Origin of the sequence: Acinetobacter sp. LMB-5 (assembly GCF_001541635.1) — a bacterium.
Classification (GTDB): Bacteria; Pseudomonadota; Gammaproteobacteria; order Pseudomonadales; family Moraxellaceae; genus Acinetobacter; species Acinetobacter pittii.
In genome coordinates, this window is the sequence record NZ_LRDR01000003.1 from 229,185 (window position 1) to 250,963 (window position 21,779).

The 21,779-nt window shown below is 41.0% G+C and carries 17 protein-coding genes and 1 riboswitch; of the genes, 2 read left to right on the top strand and 15 right to left on the bottom strand.

Features of this window, described 5'->3' with window-relative positions; all coding sequences use genetic code 11:
• Nucleotides 1–23: 23 nt before the first annotated feature.
• The 5 genes from recJ to AW165_RS04555 all read right to left on the bottom strand — a co-directional run bounded on the left by recJ (nt 24) and on the right by AW165_RS04555 (nt 6,337).
• A complete protein-coding gene (gene recJ, locus AW165_RS04535; protein WP_060465085.1) occupies nt 24–1,724 on the bottom strand; it encodes a single-stranded-DNA-specific exonuclease RecJ in 1,701 nt (566 codons plus the stop codon).
• Complete coding sequence (gene pdxH / locus AW165_RS04540; RefSeq protein ID WP_044099834.1) at nt 1,725–2,381, bottom strand: pyridoxamine 5'-phosphate oxidase; 657 nt, start codon at nt 2,379–2,381, stop codon at nt 1,725–1,727.
• 10 nt (nt 2,382–2,391) lie between these two features.
• Nucleotides 2,392–3,729, bottom strand: coding sequence for a phosphoglucosamine mutase (glmM, locus tag AW165_RS04545; protein WP_032004989.1), 1,338 nt, complete (start codon nt 3,727–3,729; stop codon nt 2,392–2,394).
• A gap of 149 nt (nt 3,730–3,878) precedes the next feature.
• Nucleotides 3,879–5,345 carry an IMP dehydrogenase gene (gene guaB, locus AW165_RS04550; RefSeq protein ID WP_002121951.1) on the bottom strand — a complete coding sequence of 489 codons (1,467 nt, stop codon included), beginning with the start codon at nt 5,343–5,345 and terminating at the stop codon, nt 3,879–3,881.
• 194 nt (nt 5,346–5,539) lie between these two features.
• The gene (locus AW165_RS04555) at nt 5,540–6,337 is read right to left on the bottom strand and encodes an MBL fold metallo-hydrolase (RefSeq protein ID WP_060465086.1); all 798 of its coding nucleotides are present in this window, start codon (nt 6,335–6,337) and stop codon (nt 5,540–5,542) included.
• Between the two features lie 227 nt (nt 6,338–6,564).
• Here AW165_RS04555 and AW165_RS04560 point away from each other — a divergent pair, with 227 nt between their 5' ends.
• On the top strand, nt 6,565–8,721 hold the full coding sequence (locus AW165_RS04560) for a TonB-dependent siderophore receptor (protein WP_060465087.1): 2,157 nt from the start codon (nt 6,565–6,567) through the stop codon (nt 8,719–8,721).
• Nucleotides 8,722–8,779: 58 nt separating this feature from the next.
• On the opposite strand, the gene AW165_RS04565 is transcribed toward AW165_RS04560, so the two are convergent.
• From AW165_RS04565 to AW165_RS04585, 5 genes are all read right to left on the bottom strand, one after another.
• A complete protein-coding gene (locus tag AW165_RS04565) occupies nt 8,780–9,355 on the bottom strand; it encodes a TMEM165/GDT1 family protein (RefSeq protein ID WP_032004991.1) in 576 nt (191 codons plus the stop codon).
• Nucleotides 9,356–9,370: 15 nt separating this feature from the next.
• A riboswitch (yybP-ykoY riboswitch) is annotated at nt 9,371–9,556 on the bottom strand.
• A 36-nt stretch (nt 9,557–9,592) separates the two neighbouring features.
• Nucleotides 9,593–9,871 carry a hypothetical protein gene (locus AW165_RS04570; RefSeq protein WP_032057090.1) on the bottom strand — a complete coding sequence of 93 codons (279 nt, stop codon included), beginning with the start codon at nt 9,869–9,871 and terminating at the stop codon, nt 9,593–9,595.
• 146 nt (nt 9,872–10,017) lie between these two features.
• Nucleotides 10,018–12,006, bottom strand: a complete 1,989-nt coding sequence (locus tag AW165_RS04575) for a 2-oxo acid dehydrogenase subunit E2 (RefSeq protein WP_060465088.1) — start codon at nt 12,004–12,006, stop codon at nt 10,018–10,020.
• A 2-nt stretch (nt 12,007–12,008) separates the two neighbouring features.
• Nucleotides 12,009–14,726, bottom strand: coding sequence for a pyruvate dehydrogenase (acetyl-transferring), homodimeric type (gene aceE / locus AW165_RS04580; RefSeq protein ID WP_002121885.1), 2,718 nt, complete (start codon nt 14,724–14,726; stop codon nt 12,009–12,011).
• 249 nt (nt 14,727–14,975) lie between these two features.
• Complete coding sequence (locus AW165_RS04585) at nt 14,976–15,668, bottom strand: M23 family metallopeptidase (protein WP_002121983.1); 693 nt, start codon at nt 15,666–15,668, stop codon at nt 14,976–14,978.
• Between the two features lie 100 nt (nt 15,669–15,768).
• On the opposite strand from AW165_RS04585, the gene AW165_RS04590 reads away from it, so the two are divergent.
• Nucleotides 15,769–16,215: a DciA family protein gene (locus tag AW165_RS04590; protein WP_081410540.1), complete on the top strand. Its 447-nt coding sequence runs from the start codon at nt 15,769–15,771 to the stop codon at nt 16,213–16,215.
• 97 nt (nt 16,216–16,312) lie between these two features.
• Here the strand turns inward: AW165_RS04590 and lpxC are convergent, their stop codons facing one another.
• The 5 genes from lpxC to AW165_RS04615 all read right to left on the bottom strand — a co-directional run bounded on the left by lpxC (nt 16,313) and on the right by AW165_RS04615 (nt 21,772).
• Nucleotides 16,313–17,215 carry a UDP-3-O-acyl-N-acetylglucosamine deacetylase gene (lpxC, locus tag AW165_RS04595; RefSeq protein ID WP_002121967.1) on the bottom strand — a complete coding sequence of 301 codons (903 nt, stop codon included), beginning with the start codon at nt 17,213–17,215 and terminating at the stop codon, nt 16,313–16,315.
• Nucleotides 17,216–17,325: 110 nt separating this feature from the next.
• Nucleotides 17,326–18,501 (bottom strand): cell division protein FtsZ, encoded by a 1,176-nt coding sequence (gene ftsZ, locus AW165_RS04600; protein WP_060465090.1) that lies wholly within the window; start codon nt 18,499–18,501, stop codon nt 17,326–17,328.
• Between the two features lie 164 nt (nt 18,502–18,665).
• The gene (gene ftsA, locus AW165_RS04605; RefSeq protein WP_060465091.1) at nt 18,666–19,928 is read right to left on the bottom strand and encodes a cell division protein FtsA; all 1,263 of its coding nucleotides are present in this window, start codon (nt 19,926–19,928) and stop codon (nt 18,666–18,668) included.
• 60 nt (nt 19,929–19,988) lie between these two features.
• A complete protein-coding gene (locus AW165_RS04610; RefSeq protein ID WP_060465092.1) occupies nt 19,989–20,843 on the bottom strand; it encodes a cell division protein FtsQ/DivIB in 855 nt (284 codons plus the stop codon).
• Between the two features lie 2 nt (nt 20,844–20,845).
• The gene (locus tag AW165_RS04615) at nt 20,846–21,772 is read right to left on the bottom strand and encodes a D-alanine--D-alanine ligase (protein WP_005066802.1); all 927 of its coding nucleotides are present in this window, start codon (nt 21,770–21,772) and stop codon (nt 20,846–20,848) included.
• Nucleotides 21,773–21,779: the final 7 nt, after the last annotated feature.

A 21,779-nucleotide genomic window follows, 5' to 3' on the forward strand; every position in this document is an offset into this window, starting at 1 on the left:
TCCGCTCAATTGAGCGGATTTTTTTATTGGTTTAAATGTACGATGCGTAATTGTAAATTCACATTGCCATTAAATGCATTACGATCTATTTCATAGACTAAATGTACATAATCCCGCATTGGGTCAAATTCAAAACGGCCTGCTGCATTAAAAGCAATTGCATCAAAACTGTATTGGTCGAGTGCTAATTTAAGCTTCAAATGCGTTTCTTTAAGCCAGCGATAATCAACAACTTTAAAATGCCCCTCAAACTGAGGAAAAGGGAATTTTTGTCCCCAAGGCCCCAACTTTTCTATCCAATCTAATGTATTTAGTTGCAAAGCCGAAGCTGGTAACTCCCCATCCGTCCATAGCGTTGCTTGAAACAAAGATTCTTCCATTGCTGCAATGCAATTGGTAAATGCTGTTTTAAAAGCTTCAAAGTTTTCTTTACGTATGGTTAAACCTGCTGCTGCTGCATGACCACCAAAATGGCTCACCAATTCTGGATATTGTTCAGCAACCTGTTCAATCGTATCTCGAATATGCACCCCATCAATTGAACGTGCAGATCCTTTTATATGAATACCATCTTCATCAGGTGCAAACACAATAGTGGGACGATGAAACTGCTCTTTTAAACGCCCCGCTACAATTCCAATCACACCTTGGTGCCAGTTTTCTTCGAAGAGTATAAGAGCTGGAGGAACGTCTTCCTTTGAGAGCTGCAAGCTATCTAAAGCAGACAAGGCTTGTTGCTTCATCTCCCCTTCGATTTGACGGCGCTCTATATTTAATTGATTTAACTGTCTCGCAATTGGATAGGCAGATTCCATAGTGTCAGCTAATAAACATTCAATGCCTATACGCATGCTCTCCATGCGTCCAGCAGCGTTAATACGCGGACCTAAAACAAAACCTAAATCTTGTACACGCAAAGATGAAGCCTCACGGCCAGCAATATCTAGCAACGCCAATATTCCGACTCGGCATTGATCTTGTTGAATACGTTTTACACCTGCATCGACCAAAATACGGTTGTTATAATCTAGAACAGCAACATCCGCATACGTTCCCAAAGCAACCAAGTCTAGATATTGAGTGACTTTACTTGTACTTTTGTTTTGCTTGTTACGTAAACTTGCTAAATTGGCCAGCACATAAAATGCAACTCCAACACCTGCAAGCGCCTTACTTGGGAACTCACAACCTAACTGATTTGGGTTTACAACTGCTTCTGCAAGCGGTGTTTCTTTAGTCGTTAAATGGTGATCTGTAATAACTACTTGCATGCCCAGTGCGTGTGCCGCATCAACACCAGCATGGCTGGAAATCCCATTATCGACAGTAATTAATAAATCGGGTTGATAAGTTTGATGTGCAAGCTCTGCAATTGCTGGGGTAAGTCCATAACCGTATTTAAATCGGTCTGGAACCAAATAGTCAACTTGTGCCCCCATATCGCGAAGCACCAATACCATTAAAGCTGTACTGGTTGCTCCATCGGCATCGTAATCACCGACAATAACAATTTTTTTCTGCTCATCAATAGCTTGATCTATTAATGCCACAGCAGTTTCTAATCCCTTGAGCTGCGGAGCTAATAAATTCTTAAGCTTTAACTCTAATTCCTGTTCAGATTGTACTCCACGCCTTGCCAAAATTTCGGCAATAAACGGAGGCACGCCCTGAAATTGTTCAGGGCGTGTCAATAAAGGTCTTTGTTTGATTTGTATTTTTGTCATTTAAGGCATCAGTCGGTGCAACGTCCATTGACCGTCGATTTTTTCATAACTCAAGCGGTCATGTAAACGATTTGGTCGTCCTTGCCAGAATTCATAATAATCTGGCTGCAAACGATAACCTCCCCAGAACTCTGGCTTATCAAGCACTTCACGACTTGTAACTTGCTGTTGTAAATCTTGAAAACGTTGCTGTAACAGCTCTCGGCTTTCAATCTTACCACTTTGCGGAGTACTGATATGCGCTGCAATCTGGCTATCACGTGGTCGTTTACGATAGTAATCTGTAGACTCTTGCTCAGCAATTTTGACTACATGACCACCTACTCGCACCTGACGCTCTAGACTTGGCCAGTAAAATAATAATTCGGCATATGGGTTTTCTGCCAAATCAATACCTTTCTGACTGTCGTAGTTAGTATAAAAATCATACCCAGCTTCTGTAGCCCCACGTAACAAAACTGTTCGAACATGAGGTCTGCCATTCGCGCTTGCTGTCGCTAATGACATTGCATAGGGTTCATGCAAATTGGCTGCTAGAGCATGGTTAAACCAACCAAGAAACTGCTGATGAGGATTAGATTCAACCTGCCCCTCATGCAATTCTCCTTGCTCGTAGCTTAAGCGTAATTCACTTAAATCTTTAATGACATCACTCATGTCATGCACCTTATGCGACTTGTGCTTGTGAACGAACTGAATCTGCTAAATGCTGAGCTAAAGCATTCACTTCTTGCTCATCATCACCTTCGACCATAACTCGGATCACAGGCTCTGTACCTGACTTACGAATCAAGATTCGTCCACGTCCTTTGAGCTGTGCTTCTGCTTTATCAAACTCGGCAACCAATGCAGGGATAGAATACGGATCAAGCATTTGTTCTAAACGTACATTCACAAGAATTTGTGGGAATAGTTTAAAGTCTTGAACCAGTTCATGAAGAGCCTTATTTTGCTCGACCATCACGGTTAAAACTTGAAGTGCTGCAATAATCGCATCACCTGTCGTACTCTTGTCTAAAGTTAGAATATGGCCAGATGGTTCCCCACCAGTAACCCAACCATTTTCTTCTAGGGCTTGTAATACATAACGGTCACCAACCTTAGCACGAACAAAACCAACATTCGCTTTTTCAAGTGCGACTTCGAGTGCCATGTTACTCATGACAGTACCCACTACGCCTGCTGGCTTATTTTGAGCCTGAGTCGCTAAAATATATAAGATATGGTCGCCATCAATTAAGTTACCAAACTTATCCACCATCACGACACGGTCAGCATCACCATCAAAGGCAATCCCTAAATCTGCTTCGTGCTCAACTACAGCTTTTTGTAGTTTTTCAGGATGTGTTGAACCACAACCTTCATTAATATTTAAACCATCTGGCTCATTATATAAAGCAACAACTTTTGCCCCTAACTCACGGAAAACCGAAGGACCAACGCTATACGCCGCACCATGAGCACAGTCCAACACAATCTTTAAATTATTTAAGTCAAAGTGGTAAGGGAAAGTAGATTTACAAAATTCGATATAGCGGCCATTCGCATCATTTACACGAACACTTTTACCTAAGTTTGCCGTGTCCTCAATAAACAAATCTTTTTCTAATTCGAGGTTAATTTCTTCTTGTAGAGCATCTGGTAATTTTTTACCTTCGCTTGAGAAAAATTTAATACCATTATCAAAATATGGGTTATGTGATGCAGAAATCACGATACCTGCATGCGCATGTAAAGCACGAGTAAGGTGCGCAATTGCTGGGGTCGGTAATGGGCCAAGCAAATGAACATATACGCCAGCAGCGTTTAACCCCGCCTGCAAAGCAGACTCTAAAATATAACCAGATAAACGAGTGTCTTTTCCTAATACAACAAGTGGCTTATTTTTTGGACTCGTTCGTTTTAATACCTTCCCTGCAGCAAAACCGAGTTTTAAAGCAAACTCTGGAGTAATAGGCATTTGCCCAAATTTTCCACGAATACCATCCGTTCCAAAATAACTCATAGCTTATCTCATTTTTACGCCACTTCAGCCGTGGCTTACTTCATATATGGCAATTCCGCCATATCTCTTTTCGTCAGATTTACTTTACACCAAAAACAAAAAGCCGTCAGTGTAATGACGGCTTTCTTCATTGTTTTGGTTACGAAAATCTAACCAACACGATAGTTTGGAGCTTCTTTAGTAATCGTTACATCATGAACATGTGACTCAGACATGCCTGCTGAAGTAATTTTCACAAATTTCGCATTTTGGCGAAGATCTTCAATCACAGCTGAACCTGTATAACCCATCGATGAACGTAAACCACCCATCATTTGATGAACGATGTTACCCATTGGGCCTTTATATGGAACACGGCCTTCGATTCCTTCTGGTACTAACTTCTCAGCACCCGCTTTTGAATCTTGGAAATAACGGTCAGCAGAACCAGTTGCTCCCGCCATTGCACCTAATGAACCCATACCACGATATGCTTTGTAGTAACGACCTTGGAAAAACTCAACTTCGCCCGGCGCTTCTTCAGTACCCGCAAGTAATGAACCAACCATGATCGTACTTGCACCCGCACCGATCGCTTTTGCCATATCGCCAGAGAAGCGGATACCGCCATCTGCAATTAAAGGAATTTGATCTTTTAGTGCACTAGCAACGCTGTCAATCGCAGAAATTTGTGGCATACCGATACCAGCCACAATACGTGTTGTACAGATAGAACCAGGGCCAATACCTACTTTTACAGCATCTGCACCTGCATCTAATAATGCTAATGCAGCATCACCAGTTGCAATGTTGCCACCAATCACTTGTACTTGAGGGAAGTTTTGTTTCACCCAACGTACACGTTCAATTACACCAGCAGAGTGGCCATGCGCTGTATCAACAACAATTACGTCAACACCAGCTTCAACCAATGCTTCCACACGACTTGGTGTATCAGCACCAGTACCTACCGCAGCACCAACACGTAAACGACCAAGATCATCTTTACAACTGTTTGGATAGCTCTCAGCTTTGCGGAAGTCAGTTACTGTAATTAAGCCTTTAAGTTCGTTACTCTCACCAACAACTAAGACTTTTTCAATACGGTGCTTTTGCAATAATGCTTGAATATTTTCTTTAGACTCGCCTTCACGTACAGTTACTAAACGATCTTGACCTGTCATGATGTTGCTAACAGGTTGTTCTAAATTGGTTTCAAAACGCGTATCACGGCCTGTCACAATACCAACAACCTTGCCGTCTTTAACAACAGGTACACCACTAATGTTATTAGCGCTGGTAATTGCGATGAGTTCACGTACTGTAGTTTCAGGCGTTACAGTGATAGGGTCTTTCACCATACCCGCTTCGAATTTTTTCACACGGCGTACTTCTGCAGCTTGAGCAGCAATATCCATGTTTTTGTGCAAAATCCCGATACCACCATTTTGTGACATCGCAATCGCCATACGTGACTCAGTCACTGTATCCATTGCAGCTGAAACTAATGGGATATTTAAATGAATGCCGCGAGTTAATCGTGTCTTTAAAGAGACATCTTTTGGGAGAACAGTAGAGTAGGCAGGAAGTAATAAGACATCATCGAAGGTTAGCGCTTCTTGAACGATGGTCAGCATAACAATCTCACTGGTAAATTCCGTGAGCTATTATAAACAAATTTCAATGCAATTTTCATATTATCTTTGCCTTTTTCCGCAATAGATGTAGAGCTGCTCTAAATAATTCCCATTTATTATCGTTTTAACGTTATTTTTTAACCCATGTTTTTGCAACCCAGAATTTTATCTGGGTTAATCATTAGACATTATATTTAGGCAGGACAACTAAAAACTTGTTCTGTCATCAAGTCGACACCACAAGGTAAAACCTCAATCCAGTCCAAAAACTGATTAATCATTTCTTTGCCAATAAATGGACTGCCATGCTGTGGAACAATCATTTCAATGTCCATCTGGCGGACCATGTTGACCCATAAACGGATAACCTTATTGGAACACATATAGCGTTGGTGAAAAGCTTTCATTTTCAGAACATGCGTATCGAAATCTGTCAAAGGTTGATTAGCATCCTCAACAATCGAAGCGCCCATATCTCCAGAAAATAAGATTTTGGCAACGGGATCATAAAACTGAAAATTACCGACCGAATGTAGAAAATGGGCAGGAACTACAACTAACTTTGATTCCCCCAATTGAATCACTTGGCCACGGTCAGGTAATTCAATAAGACGGTCTTCCCAATTCCCTTTCATACGCTCACTCATAAATGAGGAATTTAGGTGCGGTAAAAAACGTGCCCATAATTTTGATGCAACGACTTTAGCATCGGTATAAACCAGCCAGCGTGGCATTGAAGTAATAATGTCCGGATCTTGATGCGAGGCCATCACATAGTCCAGATTTTTCAAACGTGTATATTTATTTAATTCCATCGTTAATGGAACATAGGTCAAATCGCCACCCGGGTCTATTACAGCAGCGCGTTCATGGTCAATAATTAAAAATTGATTGGCTTGGATGCCTTCCCCTTTAACCAAGCTGGTAAAACTAATACATTTATGTACGCCATTATCAAATAATATCTGCGATGTTGTTTTTTCAAACCCCATACAATTCCCCAAAAAAACTTTAAATATTAGATATTTTTATATCCATACTAAAATAAAGGGATTCAGTAACTCTTGCAATAAACTACTTTATTTTTCTAATAATATTTTAAAATTGATTTTGCTTTTCTTATTTTATAAATGAATCATAATATTATTTAAAATTAACCTACAATAAATTAAAATAATTCTCATTATCAAATTTACTTTTTGTGCTGCTTAGGCCTCCCATGAATCAACCCTTCCGTTTTTCAACATCAAAAACATTGTTAGCAGTTGCTATTTTTACTTCGATGACAGCAAGTCACGCTGAAGAAATAACAGAACAACAAAATTCGACCAGTGTTCTCCCCACGATTTCTGTTCAAGCGCAAAAAGAAAGCACTTCACCTTACGTCGCAACGAAAGCAAACTCTGCCTTAAAATCAGACGCACCCTTATTTAAAACTGCTCAGTCGGTTTCGGTGGTGACTCGCGAGCAACTTGACCAAAAACAAGCAAAGACACTTACAGATGCACTTGAAGGTGTTGCTGGTGTTGGAGCTGGGAAACTTGGTCGTCGTGGTTGGGATGATTTCATTATTCGAGGACAAACTTCTTCTGATTCAATTTATGTAGATGGTTTAAGAGTAGGCCAAAGCTCTCCAACTCCATCTGTAGCAGCTGAAATATCAGGTATGGATCAGGTACAAGTTTTAAAAGGGCCTGCCTCTATTAATTTTGGTTTGGTTGCTCCAGGAGGTATGGTCAACTTAGTGACTAAACGCCCTCAAGCTGAAAGCTTTGCTCGGGCTACTATGACTTATGGCAGCTACAACCTTAAAGAAGGTACGTTCGATTTAAACTATAGTCCTAATAATAGTGAAAAAGGTGCTTTCCGTTTAAATGGTCGTATCTCGGATCAAGATGACCCAACAGATTATGTATATTTTAAAAATTACTACATCTCCCCCTCTTATAACTTTGACTTAGGGGATAACACTGATCTCTCTGTCATCGCAAGCTATCAGCATCGCGAATACATTCGTCAACAAGGCTTGCCTGTCATTGGTACTTTAAAAGATAACCCTAACGGCGCTATAGACCGAAGTTTATATATTGGCGACCCTAATTTTGGTAAATATGAAGCAGATGTTTACCGCACTGGTTATACGTTTAAACATGTCTTTGACAATGGCTGGAACTTTAACCAGAATTTTGCTGTACAAAAAACTGAAATGGATGGTAAAGCGGTTTTTGCTCGTACAGGTAGTAACTTTTGGGCAGATAAAAACTACACCACCATAAGCCGTAAAAATAACAGCCGCCACCAAATTATTGATAACTTAAGTTTTGCCATCGATAACCGTTTAAATAAACAGTTTGATTTATATGGCATGCAACATGACTTTAATATAGGTGTAGATGCCTTCCAAGAAAAAAGTGATTACACCAATAACCGTTGCAATGTAGGTGATTTAAACATATATGCTCCTGTATATGGGCAAACTGTTACTTGTTCCAATCCTGTCAGCAACCATGATATTAACCGCTTAAAATACGCAGGCTTATATATTCGTGACCGTATTCAGCTTAATGACCAATTACTTTTAAGCTTATCTGGTCGCCAAGACTGGGCACAAACTCAAACTACAAGTTTGGTTAATAGCAATACGAGTAAACAATCAGACAATGCATTTACGGGCAGCGCCTCTGTCATGTATACCCTTAATGATATTGTGGCTCCTTATGTCAGCTATGCCACTTCATTTACCCCAAATAGCGGTACTGATGTAAATAACAATCCATTCAAACCTGAAGAAGGGAAACAGGTTGAAGTCGGAATGAAATTACAAAGCCCAGATCAACGAGTTCAAGGTGCTATCGCCTGGTATGATTTAAAACGTCAGAATGTTGTAGTTAATGATCCAATCAATACAAGTGAGAAAGTTCAGCGTGGCGAACAATTAACTCGTGGTATCGAGACTGAGCTCAGCGCAGAAATTTTAGAAGGTTTAAAATTAACAGCTGCATATACTTACACCATTGCTGCTGAAATTAGTAAAGATGCAAACACAAGCAATGTAGGAAAAGCACTAGATAATATTCCTGAACATGCTTACAGTCTGTCGGCTCGTTATAAATTTGACCCTGCCTCAAAACTTGGTTGGTATGTCGGCGGTGGATTCCGAGGTGAAACCTATAAAACTATGGATAAGTTAGATGTCCATATTCCAGGCTATACCGTATTTGATACAGAAGCTGGCTACGATGCAGGACACTGGGGTGCTCAACTTGCAATCCGTAATTTATTCGATAAAGATTATTACGCAGGCGCCTTAAATGAAAATTTGGTGACTTTAGGTAATTCACGTCAAATTAACTTTACTGTGAAATTTAACTATTAAAATTACCTATAAAAAAACGCACTCGATTCGAGTGCGTTTTTTGGTAGCTTAAAATGCGTTAGAAGAAGTAATACTGCACTAAAGTTGAGATACCTACAATTAAGAAAATAGCAGCACCAATTTTATGAATGAGCGAGATAGATAAACGTTCAGCTAATTTATTACCAATAAATACAGCAGGTGCATTGGCAATCATCATCCCTAAGGTTGTACCTAGCATCACCCAGAAAATGCTATCGTAACGTGCAGCTAAAGCAACTGTTGCTATTTGGGTTTTATCACCAATTTCTGCCAAGAAAAACAGGATAAAGGTTGCACCAAAAACACCAAATTTTTGCCATCTGTTAATGCTATCCGTTTCATCATCGAGCTTATCTGGAATAAGCATCCAGAACGCCATACCAATGAAGCCAGCGGCAAGGACCCAGACTAAAATTTCGGGGCTCAGCACGGTTGTAATCCACTGTCCAAGTACAGCAGAAATACCATGATTAATTAGAGTAGCTAAAAGAATCGCAATAAGAATAGGGATTGGCTTACGGAAACGTGCAGACAGTAAAAGGGCCAATAATTGGGTTTTATCGCCCATTTCAGCGAGGGCAACAATTGAAGTAGAAATCAGAAATTCTTGCATGTCGTTTCTCTGGCTAGCATAAATGCCCATGACCTACCCCTCCTGCTAGCCAAATATCTGCAGAGTGGTAAATCAAAGGTCTTGCCAACTCGGAAACGATGAGACGTTTAAGCTATGATGACCATGTTCTGTTGAACAATTATGTTGACCATCACCTATTCATTTAGAAATGAATAGCGGCTACTCCCCAATGAAGTATGCGTTTATTATATTCGAGTAGTTCTATTTTTCAAACATTCAGGCGAAAAATTTTATCCACGCCCAAACTAACAATCGTCCTAGACCCAATAGTAAAGCTAAACAAATACTTAAGTTAATAAATCCAAAATTATTAATGCCAGTTACGTGCTGAGACTGAAATTCAAATGGCAAAATAAGCATTGCTACAAATACTTCCAAGCCCATTGCAACGTAAGTCATCCATTCCCAAGGAAAGTGTAAAACACTCACCCACAACCCCATTAATAAAAATACAATTAATAGAATCGGCACCATGATTTTTAAAAAACCTACCATTTATTCTTTCTCCTTTACCGACTAACGAGAAATTTCTCCTCTCTCGACACTTCATTTTTCGTCTTTAGATTAACTTAAAACCAATTAAATTAAATATCAAAATAAAACCCCGCCGAAGCGAGGTTTTAATGATTCATTTAAAAATATTAGATTAATAAAGTACGAATATCTTTAAGAAGTTTCGTAAGCTTATTAGTAAAGCGAGCCGCATCTGCACCATTAATTACACGGTGGTCATAAGATAATGACAATGGCAACATCAAGCGCGGATCAAAGTCTTTACCATTCCATACTGGCTGCATTGTTGCAGGTGAAATACCTAAAATTGCAACTTGTGGCCAGTTCACTAGTGGTGTAAATGCTGTACCACCAATTGCGCCTAAACTTGAAATGGTGAAATTCGCACCTTGCAAATCTTTCGGTGTTAATTTCTTATCACGCGCTTTTTGACCTAACACACCCAATTCAACTGCAATTTGCTTAATTGATTTTTGGTCTGGGTTACGAAGTACTGGCACAGTTAAACCATCAGGTGTTGCTACCGCAATTCCCATATGGATTTCATTGCGCAAGAGCACTGATTTACCGTCATCAGATAGATGACCTGCGAATTCACGCTCTTCTTTCAACAAATACGCAACCGCTTTGATAATGAATGCCATAATCGTCAGGCTGATACCTTCTTTTTTGAAGTTGCCTTTTAACTCATTACGCCAATCTTCCAACTCAGTAATGTCAGCCAAATCAAACTGGGTGACTTGCGGAATAAAGTTGTTCAACGACAATTGCGGAATTGATACTTGCTGCAAACGCGTCAGTACTTTTTCTTCCACACCACCAAACGCAGTGAAGTCAGGAAGCTTTGGCAAACCCGAAACCGCTGGTGCAGCCGAAGCAACTGGTGCCGCTTGCGGTGCAGTTAAACGAGTCTTCACATAAGCAAAGATATCTTCTTTAACAACACGGCCATGTTCACCAGAAGTTTTAACTTGAGATAAAACTACACCAAGTTCACGAGCAAGCTTACGCACAGCTGGTCCTGCATAAACTTTAGCGTTTTCGGCTTCTTGTTCTTTGGTTAATTTATCATTACCAGAAGAAGCAGGAGCAGATACTGCTTGAGTCGGAGCAGGAGTTGCCGCTTTAGGTGCTGCTGCCTGTGGAGCTGGAGCTGATCCTGCTTTCGCCGCTGGTGCAGCAGCAGGTGCTTGGCCTTCAGCTTCAATTGTTGCCAGCAATACACCTTGTGAAACTTGTTGGCCTGCTTGCAAGTGAATTGCTTTCACAACACCAGCAACAGTACTTGGAACTTCCACAGTTGCTTTATCTGACTCAACAACAACAAGGCTTTGGTCTACATCAACTTTGTCACCAACCTGAACCAAGATTTCAGCAACAACTGCTTTATCTACACCCAAATCAGGAACGTTAATGTCAACTGGTCCAGATTGAGTAGCAGTCGATGCTACAGTTTCTTGCTGAGTTGGTGCAGGTGCTGCCGCCGGAGCTGCTGTTGTAGAAGCAGGAGCTTCTGCTTGCGCACTTGATGCAGATGTTGTTTTTACTTTAATGAGCACAACACCTTCTTTAACTGTATCGCCTTCTTTAACTTGAATGCTTTCTACAGTACCTGCAACACTGCTTGGTACTTCTACAGTTGCTTTGTCAGACTCAACCACAACGATGCTTTGTTCAACATCAATCTGTTCGCCAACTTTTACTAAAATTTCACCAACTAGTGCTTTTTCAACACCAATATCGGGAACTTGAACTTCAACCACTTGGCTAGTGGTTGCCGTTGCTGGTTGAGCAGCAGTTGAAGGCTGTTGAGCCGCTGCCGGTGCTGCTGTTTGTTCAGCTGCTGGTGCAGCTTTTGGAGCTTCTTCTGCTTGAGCTGCTGGTGCAGCACCCTCAGCTTCAAGTTCAAGCAATACCGTACCTTCAGTTACGCTATCACCTTCTTTGATTAAGATGCTTTTTACCACACCTGCTGAAGTGCTAGGCACTTCAACAGAGGCTTTATCTGACTCAAGCAAAACAAGGCTGTCATTTTCTGCAATGCTGTCGCCAACTTTTACTAAAATTTCAGCAACAACTGCTTTATCTACACCAATATCAGGGGTCTTAATTTGCATGCTTAGTTCCCCTCACCTGTTTGCGTTTCATTATATTCAGCAACTGCCTGAACTTCTGGATGCGCTTGAGGAGCCCATGCCACTGGACGGTCAGTATCTAACTCAAAGTTAGAAATTGCATCTTTAACTAAACGTGCGTCTACTTCACCTTCGTCAGCTAATTTTTTCAAAGTAGCAACAACGATATGTGCAGCATCAACACCAAAGAAACTACGTAAGTTAGCACGTGTATCTGAACGACCGTATCCATCTGTACCTAATGCAACAAATGGGCGACCATCTGGAAGATAAGCACGGATTTGTTCGCTGTAAGCACGCATATGGTCTGTTGCTGAAACAACGATACCTTCTGTACCACGTAACTGTTTAGATACCCAAGATTCTTTCACTTCTTCAGAAAGTGGGTGTAAACGGTTGTATTCTTCACATGCCATACCATCACGTGACAACTCATTGAAGCTTGTTACACTCCAAACGTTTGAGTGGATTTGATATTCATCACGTAAGATTTTCGCAGCTTTGATTACTTCACGAAGAATTACACCTGAACCAAGTAATTGGACAGTTGCTTTTTCATCTTTTTCGAACAAGTACATACCACGTTTAATGCCTTCCTCAGCGCCTTCAGGCATTGCAGGATGCTCGTAGTTTTCGTTCATTACAGTTAAGTAGTAGAACACACGCTCTTGGTTCACATACATACGTTGTAAACCGTCATGTACGATTACAGCTAATTCATAACCAAAACATGGATCATAAGATACACAGTTTGGAATAGTGTTTGCCAAGATATGTGAATGACCATCTTGGTGCTGTAGACCTTCACCGTTCAATGTTGTACGACCAGCAGTTGCACCTAACAAGAAACCTTGAGCTTGCGCATCACCAGCTGCCCACGCAATGTCACCAATACGTTGGAAACCGAACATTGAGTAGTACATATACATTGGAATCATTGGCAAGTTATTCGTTGAATAACTTGTTGCCAACGCAGCCCATGCACTCATTGCACCAGCTTCGTTAATCCCTTCTTGAAGCATGTGACCGTCACTTGCTTCACGGTAATGCATTAATTGTTCTTGGTCTTCTGGGGTATATTTTTGGCCGTGAGCGGCATAGATACCGAGCTGACGGAACATACCTTCCAGACCAAAAGTACGTGCTTCATCTGGAACGATTGGTACTACGCGGTCTTTAATCGCTTTTTCTTTGAGTAAAGAAGCAATTAAACGAACCATCACCATAGTGGTAGATTGTTCTTTACCACCTGAACCATTTAATACAGCATCAAATACAGATAATTCAGGAATCGCTAAAATTTCACTCTCTTTACGACGTGCAGGTAGGTAACCACCTAACGCTTCACGACGCGCCTTCATGTACTTCATTTCTGGAGAGTTTTCACTTGGGCGATAGAATGGAAGCTCTTCTAACTTATCGTCTGTAAATGGAAGATTGAAACGGTCACGTACATATTTCAAAGAGTCAATCTGCATTTTTTTGATTTGGTGAGTTTTGTTCACCGCTTCAATTTCTTCAGACAAACCGTAACCTTTAACAGTTTTCGCAAGAATAACTGTTGGTTGACCTTTAGCTTTCATTGCTTCTGCATAGGCAGCAAACACTTTGTAAGGGTCGTGACCACCACGGTTAAGATTATCGATATCTTCATCGCTTAAATCTTTTACAAGTTCCGCAGCTTCTGGGTACTTGCCAAAGAATTTCTCACGTGTGTATGCACCACCTTTCACTTGATAGCGTTGGTATTCACCATCAACTGTCTCTTCCATTACCGCTTTTAAAGCGCCTGTGCTGTCTTTTGCAAGTAGTGGGTCCCAATGACGGCCCCATACCACTTTAATGACACGCCAGCCCGCACCACGGAATAAAGATTCTAGTTCTTGAATGATTTTACCGTTACCACGTACAGGACCATCTAAACGCTGTAAGTTACAGTTAACAACCCAGATAAGGTTATCAAGCTTTTCGCGACCAGCAAGTGAAATAGCACCAGTACTTTCTGGCTCATCCATCTCGCCATCGCCAAGATAAGCCCAAACTTTACGATCTTCTTCTTTGATCAAGCCACGGTTCATCAAATATTTTTGAATATGTGCTTGATAAATCGACATGATTGGACCAAGACCCATTGATACGGTTGGGAATTGCCAATAGTCAGGCATTAAATATGGATGTGGATAGCTTGGTAAACCGTTACCGCCAACTTCACGACGGAAATTACTTAACTGTTCTTCAGTTAAACGTCCTTCAAGGAATGAACGTGCATAAATACCAGGAGCACAGTGCCCTTGGTAATAAATCATATCTCCGCCAAAGCTATTGCTGTTTGCGCGGAAGAAATGGTTAAAACCTACGTCATATAATGTTGCACTTGATGCGAAGCTCGCCAAGTGTCCACCTAAATCATCACCTGTTTTATTCGCGCGAAGTACCATTGCTAAGGCATTCCAACGAATCAATGCACGAATACGGCGTTCCATATCTTGGTCGCCTGGCATTGCAGGTTGTTCTTCAACAGAAATTGTATTTAAGTAAGGTGTATTGAGACGTTGAATTGGAACATGCTTAGCAATTGCTTGTTGGTAAAGTTTTTCCAACAAGAATGCCGCTCGTTCAGTTCCCATATGTTGTAAAACTGAATCGAATGCATCTTGCCATTCTTGGGTTTCTTGTGCGTCGGAGTCACCGTAAAACGCCATAATTCACCTGTTCCTTGTTCTCTAATCTACTTTGTATTTTTACCACGTTTTACCCCTTTCAAGTTATTGCCTCGGGTGAATGTGAGGGGGCCCTATTATTTTCTGAATGAATAGTCATTGACCGAGCAGTAAACAAAATAACAAAAAAACGCCAATAATGGCGTTTTTTTATACAATCTTTGCGTTAAAAAAGGTTTAGCTTAGTTTTAGATTCATAAATTTAATAACCTTACCTTTTTAACTATGCTTTTATGGAAGCATCGCCAAGTAAGTAGTTGGGTTCTTACGTTGACCATCTTTTACTACTTCATAGTGCAAATGTGGACCTGTACAGCGACCTGTACACCCTACATTAGCAATATGTTCACCGGCAGAGACTTGGTCGCCTACACGCACCATTAAACGTGAAGCATGAGCATAACGCGTTAAATAACCATTGCCGTGGTTAATTTCAACATATTGACCATAGCCAGTGCCCCAGCCAGATTTAGTTACAATACCTGGGCCTGTAGCATAGATTGGTGTGCCACTCGGAGCAGCCATATCTAATCCGCCATGATGTTCTGCACGACCGCCCATAGTGCGGCCACCAAAGTTTGAAGAAACTCGTACAGTATCAGGAAGAGGGTGAGAAACTAACCAAGAGTAAGAATTTGAAGAAGAGGCATTAAAAGAATTTTTTGCGGTTGTGTTACCGTACTTCTTTGCGAGCGACTCATTGTTGAGTTCAACTGTTTTTTGGCGTAAGGTCACTGAAACTTTCGCACTCGCCGGAAGATCTAAATCGTCAGGATGAGTATATGAACCTTGAGATAATGTTTTTGATAGCTGTTCCAATCGATCTGAGTCAGTAGATTGGTTAATTGTTTGATAATCTGCAAAAGCAACTGATGCTGCCGAAGCGGCAAGTGAAAACGCTAATAAAATACGACGCGTGTGCATAAAAACCTCTTGAAACTGTTCTTACTCAAGTTCCTTATGATCTCTTCCTTGATATCGATTGAAATGAACGCTTAAGATTAAGACAAGAATCCATCCGAGAATGACTATGTCTAAACCCGATAACGTTTTTCAACAACCCGGAAAACACATAAAAACAGGAAACCTTACGTTTCTAACAACGCAAGTCGCGCAATGGCAAAGACTTACGAAAATTATCCAACCCTTATTGCCCCAACCGGAACAATGGCAGGTCGTGTGTTATCAAAATGGCTCTTTAATCATTACTGGTGAAAATCAAGCGATGATTAGTCAACTCAGTTATTTACAGAACCAATATGTATCTAAATTATCTCAGCTTGAAGGGTTAAAAGACTTACAACGAATTCAGGTCCGATTGAGAAATAAAAATATTCCAAATGCACCCTCATCTGAGCCATCTAAACCCATTCCCCCGGAAACACAAGAAATGTTACGTAGTGCAGCCGACTTCGTGAGCGACCCTAAGCTTAGCCAAGCTTTACTACGTTTGGCAAGCAATAAAAAATGACGAGCTTTCTATTTCTTAATTAGAATCATTATTATTATGTGATTATAATCACACTTTTAAATGTTACATTATAACGTAGCCAAATAAAGACAAGGACTTATGTCACGCTCACATATGGAATTGGACATTGACTCTCGTCATCAAATGTTACAATTTCATAATTACTCGGATCACTTTGAACATTGCGTAACAACTGATTATTTAAAGCATGTCCTGATTTATAGCCATCAAACTTGGCAATAATTTGATGACCAAGCAAATACAAATCACCAACTGCATCTAAAATCTTATGTCTAACAAATTCATCAGCGAAACGTAAACCTTCTTCGTTGACGACCCCTGTATCATCTACACCAATTGCATTATCTAAACTTGCGCCTAATGCTAAATTGTTTGCCTTCAGGTAGTCCAAATCTTTCATGAAACCAAAAGTACGTGCTTCACTGACTTCATAAACAAAAGTTTCGGTCGAAAAGTCGATCGTCGCAGATTGATATTCTTTAGCAAATGCAGGATGGTCAAAATCAATCGTGAAATTTAATTGAAAACCATTGTGAGGGCTAAAAATTGCTTTCTTATCATCGATGAGTGCTTCAACTGGTTTTAATATTCTTATGAATTTTTTCGGTGCATCCAGTTCACGCAATCCACCTTGCATTAAGAGGTAAATAAATGGACCAGCACTACCATCCATAATTGGAACTTCAGAAGCAGATACCTCAACAATCAGGTTATCAATTCCTAAACCTGCAATCGCACTCATTACATGCTCAATTGTTCCTACTTTTATATCTCCAGTTACCAAGTTGGAGCACATAAAAGCTTCTTGAATGAGCAATGCATTAGCAGGGATATCGACTGGCGGATCCAAATCGATACGGCGAAATACAATACCCCCATCCACGGTATGTGGAATGAAATTGATCATCACTTTTTGACCGCTATGAAGACCTATTCCACTCGCTTTTACCACACGATTGAGAGTACGCTGTTTCACCATGCTTTGTAACTTCTTTTTTAAAACCGCTATACGTTAGCATATTTAGTCATTGATCAAAAATAAAAAAAGGCAGTGTTTAAACACTGCCCTTAATTAAATCTAACGATAATTTACTTACGTTGCTGATTTTTCAAGTAATCTTGAATACTCATTGGAGAAGAACGCGGAGTAGAACTTGCTGTGCTATTGACTTCATTATCGGCGTTTTGACGCTTATTAATTGCAGGAACGTCATCTTCATCAACAGATTGGGCTGATTGAGACGATGCATGGCTTACCGTATTACGTTTTCTTGGTTCAGCATCTGCTGCATTACGAGTTAAACCAGTTGCAATCACTGTTACGCGTAATTCATCACGTGCATCTGGATCAAATACTGTACCGTAGAAGATTTCACCTTCATCAAGGTCAACAATCTGGTTCACAACGTCAGTAATGATTTCAGTCTCACGTAGCGTAATATCATCACCACCCGTAATATTAATTAACACGCCCTTGGCATTAATAATATTTACGTTATCAAGTAATGGACTACGGATCGCTTGTTCAGCAGCTTGACGCGCACGATCTTCACCACGACCTAAACCAGCACCCATCATTGCGTAACCGCGAGTACTCATTGCAGTTTTCAAATCGGCGAAGTCAAGGTTAATGTGACCACGGTTAACAACCAAGTCAAAGATACTACGTACAGCGTTTAACAATACATCATCAGCTTTTTTATAAGCATCTTTCATTGAAATATCGCCATATACGCTTAATAAGCGTTGGTTAGGGATAATAATCAATGAGTCAACATGTGCTTCAAGTGCTTCAATACCACGTTCAGCAGACTTTAAACGACGGCGGCCTTCAAAGTTAAATGGTGTTGTAACTACACCAACAGTCAAAATCCCCATTTCTTTGGCAACTTCAGCCACAACAGGCGCTGCACCAGTACCCGTACCACCACCCATACCAGCGGTAACGAAAACCATATCGGTACCTTCAAGGTGGTGACGAATGATTTCACGGCTTTCTTCTGCTGCAACTTGCCCTACTTCGGGGTTAGCACCAGCACCTAGACCACGTGTACTTTGCTCGCCTAACTGAATTTTGAAAGGTGCATTCATACAGTCCAGTGCTTGTTTGTCTGTATTGGCACAAACGAATTTAACACCTTGAATATCAGACTGCACCATATGTTGAACGGCATTACCGCCACCACCACCTACACCAAATACAGTGAAACGGGCTTGACCGTTGCCATCGTTTAGTTCATCTTCTATAAATTCAAATGAGGCCATGACCTTTAGGGTTCCTAATACATTATGGCAGTCACTTCAGCCCGTATACTGCCTTGATTTTCAAAAATAACTAATTTTAAGAATGCTGTGCAATACCAACCTTGTCAAGTACAGCGGTTTTCTCTTACAACTTCCTAACAATTCTACCAATAAATACATACATCCTAAAAAATGGCTTTTAACTTGCTATTAAACGCATTCCAGCCATTTACCATTCGTTCCCATACCGAACGGTCATTTGCCTCTTCAGGCTCTTCAACAGCATCTTGCAACTCACTTTGGCTAAACATGAGCAAACCAGCTGCTGTTGCATACATAGAACGACGTAAGGCTGCTTGATGTTGATCATCAGCATAAACCTGTAACGGCGGATTACCCAAATGTGCAGATACACCCAACATACGACGAGCTAAACTCACCATACCTTCTATTTGACAAGCATCCCCTGTCAATACTACTCCATGGTATAAACCATGAATTGCACCACTTTGTTCGAGTTCATCGCGAATCTGGCTAAAGATCTCTTCATAACGGGCAATAATAATTTCTGACAACTCAATTCGGCTAATTGTTTGAGGGCCATCAATTCCTTCTACCTGAATCATGTGATCTGGCTTAACAGCACTTAAATCAACACAACCATACAGAATTTTAATACGCTCAGCTTCTTCTGTTGTAGTTTGCAATACAGCAGCAATATCACGCGTAACGTGCTCACCACCGCGTTGCAATGTACGTGCCAGAGCCAAACGTCCATCTAGATAAACCGCAAGATTGGTAATACCTGCGCCAATATCGACCAGACAAACACCATACTCTTTTTCATCTTTAAGCAGGCTTGCCTCAGCGGTTGCCAGACAAGATACCACCATTTTTTCAACCCCGATATTTGCACCTTTCATGGCGCGATCAAGGTTTTGCATAGTCGCAATCGGCATCATCATTAACTGATAATGTCCAGTCATACTATGGGCAGTCATGTTAATTGGATTCTGCACCCATTCAGCAGAATCACCTAATTCAAAGCCTAAAGGCACTGCACTTGCTAAATAGTAATCAGAAGTCACATGACTTGCTTTTGCCAATTCTAACGCGCGCACGACTTCATTTGTTGTAATCACATGTGCTGGATTAGATACTGGTGTGCGACCAGAGGCATAAAAACTTTGCAACTCGGTACTCGGAATAGATACCCATGCGCTATGAATGCGACATTCGGCCATATTTTCCGCTTCAGCAACAGCATTTTTAATCGCAGCAATGACTTTATCGAGGCTTACAATTTTTCCTTTATTCATGCCTCGATTGCGAGCAGTTGCCATACCGATAACTTGAATGTTATCCGGCGCATGAATTTTTCCAATCAAAACTGAAACTTTATGCGTCCCAATGTCAATCGCAACAACTGAGGGAACAGCTTCACTCATCACTCATACCATTTCTTTGTTGTTTAATACCAGGCAAATTGCCTATTTTAAAGCCACGTATTATGGCTTTGCTTTTGTTCCACCTGCAATGCTTGTGTCATCACTCGTTACAACAAACTGACCATTCACAATTTTAGGTGGTGTTGCGTTCTTCCATTGAATAGATAATCCATTACGATATCGCAAATCAATGGCTGAGATTTTCGACCACACCGCTTTTAAGTCAGATTGTGCCAGATGACTTAAACGTTGCAACTTATTCATTGTTTGATCTTGGTCAACAATAATACGTAAACCAGAATCAAATTGCATAAACCAAGTCATTCGCTCAGTCAGATATAACTCTTTTAAGCGTAAATTAACAGGATGGAATAATTGATTAATTTCATTATAGCGTCGCATCATCATTTTTGACTGACTTACCGGCCCATGAAGCAACGGAAGTTCAGGATGAATTGTCGGCTCCGCCTCACTAAATACATCGCCTCCATCGCTTAACAAGCGACCTGTTCCCCAACGGGCGATAGCATGTCGAGGCATGACACGAACACGAATACCATTGGGCCAAGCGCGAGATACAACAACTCGGTCTACCCATGAAATTTCTAATGTTTTGTCACGAATCTGTTCTAAATCAGATGTGAAATAATTCGCTTTTATAATTGGAGCAACATGTTGCATCACTTGTTGTGTTTCAACAGAAGACGCTGAACCTACAACTTCTAGTTTTGCAACTGTTGCATCTGTAATAACTTTATATAACCCATAAATTCCGACTGCCAGCACTACAAAAGCAATAACCAACAGCACCCATCCACCAGCATTCGCAAGCTTCTGCTTACGCGTAGGCGGTTTATCATGAATAGAGGTGATGGCCGCACGTTTACGGCGCATGGAAGCCGGAAGTTGTGCCATATTTAAGCCGTACCTTCCAATGTTTGCTCAAGAATCGCAACACACAATTCATCAAAGCTATAGCCAACAGCCTTAGCAGCTTTTGGAACTAAAGAGTGACTGGTCATACCTGGAACAGTGTTTACTTCTAAAAGCCAGAAATTTCCTTGCTCATCCTGCATCGCATCAATACGGCCCCAGCCTTCTGCACCCACTGCCTGAAAAGCACGCAAACACAATGCCTGTAGGTTTTTCTCTTCAGCCTCACTCAGACCACAAGGAATACCATACTCTACATCATTACGTTGATACTTCGCTTCATAGTCGTAGAAAGCAACATCTGCTGGTGGTTGCAAACGAATAACGGGCAAAGGCTGTCCATTTAAGAATGAAATTGTGAATTCACGACCAGTGATCCATTTTTCTGCCATCACCACAGCATCGTGCTGAGTCGCCTTTTCAATTGCAGCAGCAAAGTCTTCTGCTTTCTCAACCTTACTCATGCCGACACTCGAGCCTTCATGTACAGGTTTGATAATGACAGGTAAGCCTAAATCAGCAATCACCGCATCTAAATCTGTTTCTTTAGTAATAATGCGATATGGCGCTGTAGGTAAATCGCTACCTTGCCAGATTTGCTTGGTTTTAACTTTATCCATGCCAATAGCGGAACCTTGCACGCCTGTTCCTGTATAAGGCAGATTTAACCATTCAAGCACACCTTGAATCTGGCCATCTTCACCGCCGCGACCATGCAATACAATAAATGCACGATCATAATTTACAAGTTCAGTCACACTGCGGTCTTGTGGATCAAATGCTTCAGCCTGAACACCTGAACGTAACAAAGCGTCCAAAACTGCCTGACCACTATCCAAAGACACAGCACGCTCAGCCGATTTCCCACCAAACAACACGGCAACTTTGCCGAATTTTGTAGCATTTGACACGTTTAAA

Bases quoted from the DNA above. Each gene is read 5' to 3' on its own strand.
- AW165_RS04565 (WP_032004991.1), bottom strand. From the start codon at position 9,355: ATGCAAGAATTTCTGATTTCTACTTCAATTGTTGCCCTCGCTGAAATG.
- AW165_RS04560 (WP_060465087.1), top strand. From the start codon at position 6,565: ATGAATCAACCCTTCCGTTTTTCAACATCAAAAACATTGTTAGCAGTT.
- ftsZ (WP_060465090.1), bottom strand. From the start codon at position 18,501: ATGGCCTCATTTGAATTTATAGAAGATGAACTAAACGATGGCAACGGT.
- pdxH (WP_044099834.1), bottom strand. From the start codon at position 2,381: ATGAGTGATGTCATTAAAGATTTAAGTGAATTACGCTTAAGCTACGAG.
- lpxC (WP_002121967.1), bottom strand. From the start codon at position 17,215: ATGGTGAAACAGCGTACTCTCAATCGTGTGGTAAAAGCGAGTGGAATA.
- AW165_RS04610 (WP_060465092.1), bottom strand. From the start codon at position 20,843: ATGGCACAACTTCCGGCTTCCATGCGCCGTAAACGTGCGGCCATCACC.
- AW165_RS04575 (WP_060465088.1), bottom strand. From the start codon at position 12,006: ATGCAAATTAAGACCCCTGATATTGGTGTAGATAAAGCAGTTGTTGCT.
- aceE (WP_002121885.1), bottom strand. From the start codon at position 14,726: ATGGCGTTTTACGGTGACTCCGACGCACAAGAAACCCAAGAATGGCAA.
- ftsA (WP_060465091.1), bottom strand. From the start codon at position 19,928: ATGAGTGAAGCTGTTCCCTCAGTTGTTGCGATTGACATTGGGACGCAT.
- AW165_RS04590 (WP_081410540.1), top strand. From the start codon at position 15,769: ATGACTATGTCTAAACCCGATAACGTTTTTCAACAACCCGGAAAACAC.
- AW165_RS04570 (WP_032057090.1), bottom strand. From the start codon at position 9,871: ATGGTAGGTTTTTTAAAAATCATGGTGCCGATTCTATTAATTGTATTT.
- AW165_RS04555 (WP_060465086.1), bottom strand. From the start codon at position 6,337: ATGGGGTTTGAAAAAACAACATCGCAGATATTATTTGATAATGGCGTA.
- guaB (WP_002121951.1), bottom strand. From the start codon at position 5,345: ATGCTGACCATCGTTCAAGAAGCGCTAACCTTCGATGATGTCTTATTA.
- AW165_RS04585 (WP_002121983.1), bottom strand. From the start codon at position 15,668: ATGCACACGCGTCGTATTTTATTAGCGTTTTCACTTGCCGCTTCGGCA.
- glmM (WP_032004989.1), bottom strand. From the start codon at position 3,729: ATGAGTTATTTTGGAACGGATGGTATTCGTGGAAAATTTGGGCAAATG.
- recJ (WP_060465085.1), bottom strand. From the start codon at position 1,724: ATGACAAAAATACAAATCAAACAAAGACCTTTATTGACACGCCCTGAA.